The organism is Peptostreptococcus canis (genome assembly GCF_014229965.1).
Lineage (GTDB): Bacteria > Bacillota > Clostridia > Peptostreptococcales > Peptostreptococcaceae > Peptostreptococcus > Peptostreptococcus canis.
Window position 1 is genome coordinate 459699 of record NZ_JABGBW010000001.1, and the last position, 12310, is coordinate 472008.

The window sequence follows — 12310 nt, forward strand, 5'->3', positions numbered from 1 at the left end:
TTTGAAAATGAAAAATTAATTTTAAAGTGGATATTAAAAATAATAATGCTATTGGAGATCGTATTTTCGGTCTCCTTTTATATTTTTGTTTCTTTTAGAAAATATAAAAATTATGGTATTATATACTTATTAAAATGAATTTGCTATTGGCGAAGGTGATTGGAGGAAAAAGTTGTTTGATATAAAAGTTCATTTGAAGACTTTGCCGGATAATCCGGGTGTATATATTATGAAGGATAAGTATGGTAATGTTATATATGTTGGAAAGGCAATATCTCTTAAAAATAGAGTCAGGCAGTATTTTCAGTCATCAAAAAATCATTCTAATAAAGTGAAATCAATGGTTAAGAATATAAGTAGTTTTGAATATATAATGACGGATTCTGAGTTGGAAGCTTTAATTTTAGAATGTAATTTGATTAAAAAGTATAAACCTAAATACAATGTTTTATTAAGAGATGATAAAACATATCCTTATATAAAGGTTACTGTGACAGAAGAATTTCCCAGAGTTTTAAAGACAAGAAGAATAATAAAAGACGGTTCAAAATATTTCGGACCGTATTCAAATGTTTCGGCTGTCAATGACACACTTGAGATAATCAGAAATAACTATCCAATAAGAACATGTAATATAGATATAGAAAAATCAATTCGACTTGGAATAAGGCCATGTTTAAACTATCACATAAAAAAATGCATTGGACCTTGCACGGGAGTATGTGATAAAAAAGAGTATAATGATATGATAAGTGAAATATTGCTTTTTTTATCAGGAAGAGAAGAAAAACTAATTTCTACTATGACTGAAAAAATGATGTATTATTCAGAAAATCTTATGTTTGAGGAAGCCGCACAGTATAGGGATAAAATTGAAAGCCTGAAAGATGTAATTGAAAAGCAAAAAGTATCGAATGTTCAAAATGATACGGATCAAGATGTAATAGCTATGGCAAATATGAATCAGGAGGCATGTGTACAAGTATTTTTTATTAGAAATGGTAAAATATCCGGAAGAGAAAATTTTATGCTTGAAGGGGTAAGAGACAGTAGCAGAGCAGATATTTTAGGTTCGTTTATTAAGCAATTTTATCTATCTCAAGAGTATACACCAAAGGAGTTAATTGTCGAAGAGGAATTTGCCGATCAAAGTATAATTCAAGAAATGTTGACATCAAAAAGGGGTAGTAAGGTGAATATAAAAGTTCCCCAGAAAGGTGACAAGAAGGCACTTGTACTTATGGTCAGAAAAAATGCGGATGAATATTTAATGAAATTTGATGATATCAAAAAGAAAAAATACGAGAAAAGTATTGGTGCATTGGAAGAATTAAGACAATTACTAAATATTGATAAACCTATAATTAGGATTGAGTCATATGACATATCAAATATACAGGGGGTTGATTCTATAGGTACTATGGTAGTGTATACTAATGGAGTAAAAGATAGAAAAGAATATAGAAGGTTTAAAATCAAAACGGTTGATGGACCTAACGATTATGCTTCTATGTCTGAAGTTATTGATAGGAGACTTAAACATGGAAACCTTCCGGATTTGATATTATTAGATGGGGGAAAAGGTCAGGTTTCAACCGTAAAAAAGGTGCTTCAATTAAATGGAGAAGATATTCCGTTATGGGGAATGTATAAAGATGATAAACATAGGACTAAAGGTTTAGTCAACTTGGAGAGAGAAGTTGAATTAGATAGAACTACAAGTTTATATAGATTTGTTTCAGGTATACAAGAAGAAGTTCATAATTATTCTATATCTTATCATAGAAGTTTGAGGGATAAAAAAATGACCAAATCTGTTTTGGACGAAATTTCAGGAATAGGAGCGAAAAGAAAAAAGGCTCTAATGTTAAAATTTGGAGATATAGAAAATATGAAAAAGGCAAGTATAGAGCAATTGACTGAAGTTGAAGGTATAAGTATATCCATCGCAGAAAAAATAAAAAGTAAATTAAGATAAACGTGTTATATTGGGTAATAATTACAATATATCATAGAAATTTAATACCATTTATGTGTATAAGGGGAGAAATTATGAATAAAGTTACTGTAAGGGAATTGATAGATGATCTAAAATTAAAAGAGATAATTTGTCCTATTGGAAAAGCAGAAAAAATGTTTATAGAAGAGAAAGAGATAAATAGACCTGGAATACAGCTTGCAGGTTATTTTAACTATTTTACACCTGAGAGAATTCAAATAATAGGAAAGACTGAATATACGTTTTTTGGTCATTTTGATGAAGCTCACAGAGAAGAAACTCTAGAGAGTTTTTTTTCATACAATATGCCTATAATAATTGTCACAAGAGGTATGGAACTTAGAGAAGATTTTTATAATTGGGCAAAAAAATCAGGTACAATAGTGTGTTCAACTGATAGAGAAACTACAAGGTTTATTAATAAGCTTTCTTCATATTTAGAAGATAGAATGGCTCCAAAAGAAACTTTGCATGGAGTATTAGTAGATATCAATGGCGTTGGAGTTTTTATTAGAGGTGAAAGTAGTATAGGAAAATCTGAAACGGCATTGGATTTGGTCCAAAATGGAAATAGATTGGTTGCTGATGATGCTGTCGAAATAAAGCGAATAGACGATGGAATATTAGTGGGTCAGGCTCCTGAATTACTTAGAAATTATCTTGAAATAAGAGGTATAGGAATAATTGACATACAGAGTTTGTATGGTGCAAGAAGTGTAAATTTGAGTAAGAGAATCGATATGGTTGCATATTTGGAAAGTTGGGATAATAATAATTATTATGATAGGCTTGGTTTGGACAGGGATTATGAATATATACTTGGTGAGAGAATAGAAAAAATTGTAGTTCCGGTTAAACCCGGCAGAAATATAGCAATGGTACTTGAAGTAGCGGCAATGAATTATAGACAGAGACAGATGGGAAAAGATTCGGCCGTAGAATTTACGAATAGACTTAATGATGTAATAAAAAGCAAATAAATCTAATATTCTATCAATAATAAAAATATATTTACATAAAAATGTTAATTATTTTTTCTCTAACTATTGTCATTTTTTTGTATATTGGTTATTATATAAGGTGGTACTTATTGTTCAAAAGTTTGTAAGGAGGAAATTATGTGTAAAAATGATTTACATAAATTGTTAAAATCTATACTAAAAGAAGATTCTATTTTTGTAGATGAACCAATGAATAGTCATATTTCCTTCAAGGTAGGAGGTCCTGCAGATTTTCTTGTCAGGCCAACAACAGAGGAGGAAATACAAAAAGTATTCAAGCTTGCAATAGATAATAATATACCGTTTTTCGTAAAGGGAAATGGTTCTAATATACTTATAAAAGATGGTGGGTTTAGAGGATTAGTAATTGAAATAGCTGATAATTTCAGTGATTATCATGTTGAGGGAAACACTATTACTGTTCAAACTGGAGCATTACTTTCTATTATAGGGAAAGAAGCTATGAATGCCAATCTTACCGGTTTTGAATTTGCATCCGGAATACCGGGTTCCCTTGGTGGAGCTTTGGCAATGAATGCAGGTGCATATGGCGGTGAAATGAAAAATATAGTCAAGTCAGTAAGGATGATAAATGCTAAAGGTGAAATTGTAGAATATACAAATGAAGATATGAAATTCGGATATAGACACAGTGTATTGACTGATGAAAAGATGATAGCTATTACAGCTGTAATAGAATTAGAAAAGGGCAATTTTGATGAAATAAAAGAAAAAATGAGAGATTTGGCTCATCAAAGAAGAACTAAACAACCACTTGAATATCCAAGTGCGGGTAGTACTTTCAAGAGACCGGAAGGATATTTCGCCGGTAAATTGATTCAGGATTCTGATTTAAAAGGAGTGTCAGTAGGTGGGGCACAAGTATCTGAAAAGCATTCGGGATTTGTAATAAATTACGATAACGCTACTGCCACTGATATTGTAAACTTGATAGATCATGTAAAAGAAAAAGTATATGATGTTCATGGGGTTAAGTTAGAGGAAGAAGTAAAGATATTAGGCGAAGATTAGTAAAGCAATTAATCTAAAAGAGGAGATGGAGTAATCTGGAGGTGTAATATTATGAAAATTCTTGCAGATTACCATACCCACACTATTTTTAGTTGTGGTGGTAACGATAAAAGAAGACACGCCAAAGGTACTATTGAGGATAATGTGATTTCTGCAGTAAAAAAAGGTATTGAGACCATTGGAATTTCAGAACATGGTTTTTCTCATATAATGTATGGTTTGTCGAAGGAAAATGCTGAAAAAGAGAGAAAAGAAATTGATAGACTTAATGAAAAGTATGCCGAAATAAATATTTTAATGGGAATGGAGTGCAACATATTAGATGATACGGGAAGAATAGATATGCCTGACGATCAAATTGAAAAATTTGACTATATACTTGCAGGTTATCATTTTGGTTCTAAATCTACATCTTTTGAATCTTTGTTACATCATATAGATAATTTTTTATTTAGAGGTAAATTTTCAAAAGAATATAATACCAGAGCAGTGATTAATGCTATGAGAAAATATGATATACTATATATTACTCATCCAGGGGATAAGGGTGCTGTTGATATAGAAAAGATAGCAGAAGTCGCAGAAGAAACAAACACAGGTCTTGAAATAAATGGGCATCATGCAAAATTGGATGTGGATATGATAAAAAAAATTAAACATAGAAATATAAAATTTTATATAGGGTCCGATGCACATGACCCTAAAAATGTAGCTAACTTTGAAAAAGCTATGAAAATAGTAAGAGAATCAGAATTAGAGTTGGATAGAATAGTAAACATTCAAAAATAATGATGAAAAAATATAAATTAATATAAAAAATAGTTTTTAAGTTAATATTAGAAAAGGTTTGAGAAATATCAATAATCAAAATAAGATAGAAAATCAATAATTAAAAAAAGTATATAAAGTTTTGAATATGCGATGAAAAAGGAGGAGTGGAATATGAAGTTTGTAATAGTAACCGGACTTTCCGGTTCTGGAAAGAGTGAAGCAATGAGAGCACTAGAAGACATGGGATTCTATTGTGTAGATAATCTACCTCCTGCATTAATAGTAAATTTTGCAGAATTATTTTTCCACGCAAATTCAAATATAGATAAGGTGGCTCTAGGGATTGATATAAGAGGAAGAGAATTTTTTCAAGAATTAAATTCGGCATTAGAGCATCTTGGCTCAGCTAATTTTAAGTTTGATATGATATATTTAGACTGTGATGATGATGTATTAATAAAAAGATACAAGATGACAAGAAGAAATCATCCTCTTGCAGTGAATTCACGTATTTCTGATGGAATAAAAAAAGAGAGGGTTATAATGGAGCCTCTGAAGAAATACTCTAAAATGATAATAGATACTACTAACATGAAACCAAAAGATTTAAAAGCTGAAATAGCAAGTATATATGATGAAGGTGATGGATTAGATAGTCCAAATATAACTATTTCAGTTGTGTCTTTCGGGTTTAAATATGGATTGCCATTAGATGCCGATTTGGTATTTGATGTAAGATTTTTACCAAATCCGTTTTATGATTTGGAGTTGAGACCAAAGACGGGTGACAGTGACGATGTAAGGGATTTTGTTATGAATTCGGATGTAAGCATAGAATTTAGAGATAAACTATTTGATATGTATGATTTTCTAATTCCTAAATATATTGATGAGGGAAAACAGCATCTTGTAATAGGGATAGGTTGTACAGGCGGTAGACATAGATCTGTTACTTTTGTAAACCTAACGTATGATTATCTAAATAAAAAGGGATATAGAACAGTAAAGAAGCATAGAGATGCTAAGTTAGATTGATGGAGGATTTTATGCAAATTCAATTATCTAAATTAGAAATAATACTATCTGTACTAGCTTTATTGGGTATGATAGCTTTTATAGTAGCTATTATAGTTATATATAAACTAATTTCACTATATAAAAAATCTCTTGTTCAAAGTCAGAATAATACTACAAGATTTCAGCATGCGGATTTCGAACCCAATGTAGTTGTTATAGGCGGTGGTACGGGTCAATCAATTTCTTTAAGAGGTTTGAAACACGTAACAAAGAATATAACTGCAGTAGTTACAGTTGCTGATGATGGTGGTGGTTCAGGAGCATTGAGAGAGGATCTTGGAATGTTGCCACCCGGTGATATCAGAAATTGCTTACTGGCACTTGCTAATATAGAACCGACGATGAATGAAGTAATGCAGTATAGATTTCCGGAAGGGGCATTAAAAGGTCAGAGTTTTGGGAATTTATTTATAGCAGCTATGACTGGGTTGTATGATAATTTTGAAACAGCTGTATATAAAATGAGTCAGATTTTTGCTATAACAGGAAGGGTTCTTCCTGTTACGATGGATGATATAAATTTAGTTGCTGAATTGGAAAATGGCGATGTTGTAATTGGTGAATCACATATTCCAAAGGTATCAAAGAAAATGAATAGTCCTATAAAAAGATTATACTTGGATAAGAATGATGCCAGACCACTTGACGAGGTTATTCAATCCATTAAAAATGCCGATGCAATAGTAATCGGACCGGGGAGTCTTTATACCAGTATTTTGCCCAATTTATTGGTTGATGGTATAATAGATGCATTGTCAGCATCAAAGGCACCTAAGATATATGTATGCAATATAATGACTCAACCGGGAGAAACAGATGGAAAGAATGTACTTGAACATGTAAATGTATTAGTCGAACATGCAGGCATAAATTTTATAGATTATGTAATATCCAACAACGAAGAACTTCCTGTTGGAGTATTTGAAAGATATGCCAAAGATGGTGCCAAGTTAGTATTATTAGATGATGAACAAAAACACACGCTTAATATGATGGGAATTACCTATCTGGAGCAAAAACTAATAGAAATAAAAAATGGATATATAAGACATGATTCTGAATTAGTTGCCAATGCTGTTATGAAAATAGCTATAAAGCATAATTATAAAAATAATATTTAGTTAACATTTGATTTGGGGAGTGATATTATGAGAGAAGAGGTAAGTGCAGGTGGTGTTGTAGTTTTCGGCAATGCAATTCTGTTATTGAGAAAATACAATGGCGATTGGGTCCTACCAAAAGGAAAGGTTGAAGAAGGAGAAACCCGCGAACAAGCAGCACTTAGAGAAGTTAGAGAAGAAACGGGAGTAAAAGCGCAAATAGATAAATATTTAGGCGAAATCCACTATACTTATAAAGAGAATTGGGACCTCAATAAAGGGGTACATAAAATTGTATTTTGGTATTTAATGCATACAAAAAATATGGATACTATTCCACAAAAAGAAGAAGGATTTGTGGATGCCAAGTTTATTCATATTGACAGAGTGGCAGATATGGCTCGTTATGATGATGAAAAAGAAATAATAAAAGTAGCCCTTGATGAGATAAAAAAGGAGTTAAAAAAGTAACTTATGTCTTTTTCAACTGATGCTAAAAATGAGTTATCAAGAGTCAATCCTGAAAGTAAAACTTTAGACATGGCTGAATTATCGGCACTTATAAGGTTAGCAGGAAGTATACAATTGTCCGGAAATATGCAGATAAGTCTAAAAATATCTACTGAATTAAACTCAATAGCTAGAAAAGTATTTAAAATGCTTAAAAATCACTTCAATATAAATACTAGTATCACAGTAAATAAAAATCAGATGTTAAAAAAAAATAACAGTTATATTTTAACTGTCACACCGGAAATGGGTGCAAGTAAACTATTGGTGGATTTAGGTATACTTGAAAATGAAAGAAGTTTTTTTCCAAGAAATGATATACCAAACTCAATAGTAAGTGAGCCTGAACATGCACATGCATATATTAGAGGGGCTTTTTTAGGAGGAGGATCTATTAATGATCCTGAAAAAAATTATCACATGGAATTTGTGACAAATAATGAAGACTATTCATATGAGCTATGCGATTTAATAAATTCTATGGGATTTAATAGTAAAATAGTAATCAGAAAAAATAATTATGTGGTTTATTTAAAAGAAAGTGAGCAAATTTCTGATTTATTAGCGATTATAGGTGCTACAAATGCTATGTTTGCATTTCAAAATACTATTATAGCTAAAGAAGTGAGGAATAATGTAAACAGAATCGTAAATTGCGAAACAGCAAATTTATCAAAAACCGTAGATGCTGCAGTAAGGCAGGTTGAAAGCATACTTATTATTCAAAAAACTATAGGTATAAGCAAATTGCCGGAAAATTTGCAGGAATTAGCCATTTTAAGGTTAGAGCATGAGGATAAGAGTCTCAAAGAATTAGGAGAAATGCTTAATCCTCCATTGGGTAAATCGGGAGTAAATCACAGATTCAAAAATATTGAGAAAATAGCAGATAAGTATAGAGATGAGGTATCTCTGGAAGATTTGTTTTAATATAAGAGTGATAATATAGCTATAAGCTTGAAATTATCGTAAGTTTTGGCTGATGCATATGCATCAGCTATTTTTGAAGGGAGGCGAAATGATGAATAAATTGCAAGATACTATAGTTAATAATAAAGATAATAATGTGGATAATAAAGAAAATGATAAAGATATCGATATCGACAGTCAAGAAGTTAATCCGGAAAAAACTGATTTTTGTCACCTTCATGTTCATACAGAGTATAGCTTATTAGATGGATTTTCAAGATTAGACTGGTTGATTCCAAGGATAAAAGAATTGGGAATGACCTCCTGTGCAATTACAGACCATGGTTCAATGTTTGGAGTAGTAGATTTTTATAAAAAATGCAAAAAATATGGAATTAAACCTATTTTAGGGTGTGAGGTATATGTAGCGTCAAGAAGTCTGGAAGATAAAGATCCCAATTTAGATAAATACTCATCTCATTTAATTTTGTTGGCAGAAAACAATACCGGTTATAAAAACTTGATAAAAATAGTTTCGGACTCGTATGTTAAGGGATTTTATTATAAACCTAGAACTGATAAGGAACAACTAAGAAAATACTCTGAGGGGATAATATGCCTTTCAGCTTGTTTGAATGGGGAAATACCAAAAGCATTAATAGCAAGAGACTATGATTTGGCAAAAAGGATTGCAAACGAGTATTTGGATATTTATGGTAGAGACAATTTCTTTTTAGAGGTTCAGGATCATAAGCTATTTGAAGATAAAGAAGTAAATGCAGGTATAATGAAGCTTTCAAAAGAATTGAATATTCCTATGGTGGCTACAAATGACGCACATTATGTAAACAGAGAGGATTCAAAAAATCACGATGTATTGATGTGTATACAGATGCAAAAGATACTGGAAGATCCAACAAGAATGAAATTTCCCAATGATGAGTTTTATATAAAATCCAGGAAAGAAATGGAAGAACTTTTTTCATTTGCTCCGGAATCAATAGATAATACATTAAAGATTGCAAATAGATGCAATGTTGATTTTGATTTTAATACATATCATATACCTTCATTTGATATACCGGACGGATATACGGTAGAATCATATTTAAGAGAGCTTTGCTATAGAGGTCTGGATGAAAGATACGATATTATAACTGATGAGATAAAGGAAAGATTGGATTTTGAAATAAACGTAATTAAATCAATGGGATATTTGGAATATTTCCTTATAGTCTGGGATTTTATAAGATATGCTAAAAATAATAAAATAATGGTAGGTCCGGGCAGAGGATCTGCGGCGGGATCGATAGTAGCGTATACCCTTCATATTACCGATATAGATCCTATTAAATACAATTTGTTGTTTGAGAGATTTCTTAATCCTGAAAGAGTTACAATGCCCGATATTGATATTGATTTCTGCTATGAAAGAAGAGAAGAAGTAATAGAGTATGTGAAAAGAAAATATGGAGATGACCATGTTGCCCAAATTATAACATTCGGTACTATGGGTGCAAAATTAGCCATTAGAGATGTCGGCAGGGTAATGGATATTTCATATAATAAAGTAGATTCCGTCGCCAAAGAAATACCATTTGCACTTGGAATGACTATCGATAGAGCGTTTGATGAAAATAATAATTTAGTTAAGATGTACGAAAATGACGAAGATGTAAAGGAAATAATAGATGTATCTAAAAAGTTAGAGGGGATGTTAAGACATGCATCAACGCATGCGGCGGGAGTCGTTATTTCCAAAAAACCGGTATATGAATACGTTCCGCTATACAGGAATCAAGATTCTATTACGACACAGTTTACAATGACTACACTTGAAGAGCTGGGACTTTTAAAAATGGACTTTTTGGGACTTCGTACGCTGACGGTTATTAGAGATGCACTTGATTTAATTGAACTAAACAGAAAAGAAAAAGGATATAAAGAAGTAATAGATTTTGCAAAAATGGAATATGATGATCCGACAGTATATGAACAACTTTCTTTGGGAAATACATTAGGAGTATTTCAGCTTGAAAGTGCAGGAATGAGAAACTTTATGAAACAATTAAAGCCTAGTAATTTTGAAGATATAGTAGCGGGTATATCTCTTTTTAGACCGGGTCCAATGGATTCCATACCGACATATGTAAATTGCAAACACAATCCTCATGAGGTGAAATATTTGCATGAGAAATTAAAACCTATACTTGAAGTTACCTATGGTTGTCTTGTATATCAGGAACAGGTAATGCAGGTAGTTAGAGAATTAGGTGGATACAGCTTCGGACGTAGCGATTTGGTTAGAAGAGCCATGAGTAAAAAGAAAATGGATGTAATGGAAGAGGAAAGACAGTATTTCATTTATGGCAAATTAGATGAGGATGATCAGATAGAAATACCGGGATGTGTTAGAAATGGTGTCCCGGAAGATATTGCAAACCAAATTTTTGATGAGATGATCGATTTTGCAAAATATGCTTTTAATAAATCCCATGCTGCGGCATATGGTGTATTGGCATATGAAACGGCATATTTAAAAACTCATTATCCGGTGGAATTTATGGCGGCATTAATGACCTCTGTAATGGGAAATACGGATAAGGTAGTTGAATATATAGGGGAATGTGAGGCAATAGGTATTAAGGTACTTCCACCTGATATTAATAAATCATATTCCAAATTCTCAGTAGATGGTGATAATATCAGATTCGGTTTGGCTGCTGTAAAAAATGTCGGCTCAAACGTGATTGATATGATAGTTTCTGAAAGAGAAGAAAATGGAGATTTTACGGATTTAGCGAATCTATTAAAGAGACTGGATTCAAAATACACCAATAAAAGAGTAATAGAAAGCCTTATAAAATGTGGAGCTTTTGATTCATTAGGTCAGAACAGGGCCACTTTGATGAGTGGATTTGAAACGCTAATGGAGAGCATTTCAAAAAACAGAAAGAAAAATGTCGATGGGCAAATATCTTTATTTGAAATAATGGCAAATTCCGGTGATGATGAACTTGTTGCGGAGTCTGAAAATAATACATTGACATTTGTAGAGGAATTTAAAGATAAAATTAGATTGGAATTGGAAAAAGAGGTCTTAGGACTGTACGTATCCGGGCATCCCCTGTCTGAGTATAAAGATATATTGGAAAAAAGAACATCCATTAATTGTGCAGAAATCAATAAACTTAAAGAGGATCCTCAAACTTTATTGGAATTAAATAATAAAGAACACATAATGGGCGGAATGATAAAGGGGAAAAGATTGAGCACCACAAAAAGAAACCAAATTATGGCTTTCATAGAACTTGAAGATTTATTTGGAAAGGTTGATATGGTAGCTTTCCCGGGGGAACTTGATAAATATCAGGATTTACTGAAAGAAGACAATATAGTTCTGGTAAAGGGAAAAATATCTGTACGTGGAGACGATATGGTTTCTTTGAATATTGGAGAAGTAAAAAATATTGAAGACGACTCCGACTTTGCCAATTTAAATTCATATAAGAAAAATAACTATAGTAACTATAACAATGGACATAGTGGAACCGGAAAAAAAGTATATATCAGAATTGACTCCATGGAAAATCAAGAGTTAATTGATGAAATTTGCAAAATAATTCGTAGACATCAGGGAACTGATGATGTATTGTTTTTTCCAATTGATGAAAACGAAAATGGTGGCAAAATAACATATAAGCTTTCAGGAATGGGAACATTTGCTGACGAAAATCTATCAGAAGATTTGTGTAGGGCTCTTGCGAAAGAAAATATAATAATAAAGTAAATTTGTAAAAAGTATTTTTAAAACATCTATCATGTGTTATAATAACAAATGGTGGATGTTTTTATTTTTGAAAAATACCACAAAATTTTTTATCCAATATGGGATATTAAACGTACAATGT

At 31.7% G+C, this 12310-nt stretch carries 9 protein-coding genes; all 9 read left to right on the top strand.

The window, feature by feature from the left end; genetic code table 11:
• Positions 1-172 precede the first annotated feature (172 nt).
• Positions 173-1978, top strand: coding sequence for an excinuclease ABC subunit UvrC (gene uvrC, locus HLB29_RS02155; protein ID WP_185623510.1), 1806 nt, complete (start codon positions 173-175; stop codon positions 1976-1978).
• Positions 1979-2052: 74 nt separating this feature from the next.
• On the top strand, positions 2053-2979 hold the full coding sequence (gene hprK / locus HLB29_RS02160) for an HPr(Ser) kinase/phosphatase (RefSeq protein WP_185623511.1): 927 nt from the start codon (positions 2053-2055) through the stop codon (positions 2977-2979).
• A gap of 138 nt (positions 2980-3117) precedes the next feature.
• Positions 3118-4032 carry a UDP-N-acetylmuramate dehydrogenase gene (murB, locus tag HLB29_RS02165; RefSeq protein WP_185623512.1) on the top strand — a complete coding sequence of 305 codons (915 nt, stop codon included), beginning with the start codon at positions 3118-3120 and terminating at the stop codon, positions 4030-4032.
• Positions 4033-4083: 51 nt separating this feature from the next.
• Positions 4084-4821: a PHP domain-containing protein gene (locus HLB29_RS02170; RefSeq protein ID WP_185623513.1), complete on the top strand. Its 738-nt coding sequence runs from the start codon at positions 4084-4086 to the stop codon at positions 4819-4821.
• 153 nt (positions 4822-4974) lie between these two features.
• Complete coding sequence (gene rapZ / locus HLB29_RS02175; RefSeq protein WP_185623514.1) at positions 4975-5838, top strand: RNase adapter RapZ; 864 nt, start codon at positions 4975-4977, stop codon at positions 5836-5838.
• An 11-nt stretch (positions 5839-5849) separates the two neighbouring features.
• A complete protein-coding gene (locus HLB29_RS02180) occupies positions 5850-7001 on the top strand; it encodes a gluconeogenesis factor YvcK family protein (RefSeq protein WP_185623515.1) in 1152 nt (383 codons plus the stop codon).
• A gap of 27 nt (positions 7002-7028) precedes the next feature.
• Positions 7029-7451, top strand: coding sequence for an NUDIX hydrolase (locus HLB29_RS02185; RefSeq protein ID WP_185623516.1), 423 nt, complete (start codon positions 7029-7031; stop codon positions 7449-7451).
• Between the two features lie 3 nt (positions 7452-7454).
• Positions 7455-8420, top strand: a complete 966-nt coding sequence (gene whiA / locus HLB29_RS02190; RefSeq protein WP_185623517.1) for a DNA-binding protein WhiA — start codon at positions 7455-7457, stop codon at positions 8418-8420.
• An 88-nt stretch (positions 8421-8508) separates the two neighbouring features.
• Positions 8509-12189 (top strand): DNA polymerase III subunit alpha, encoded by a 3681-nt coding sequence (locus HLB29_RS02195; RefSeq protein WP_243155062.1) that lies wholly within the window; start codon positions 8509-8511, stop codon positions 12187-12189.
• Positions 12190-12310: the final 121 nt, after the last annotated feature.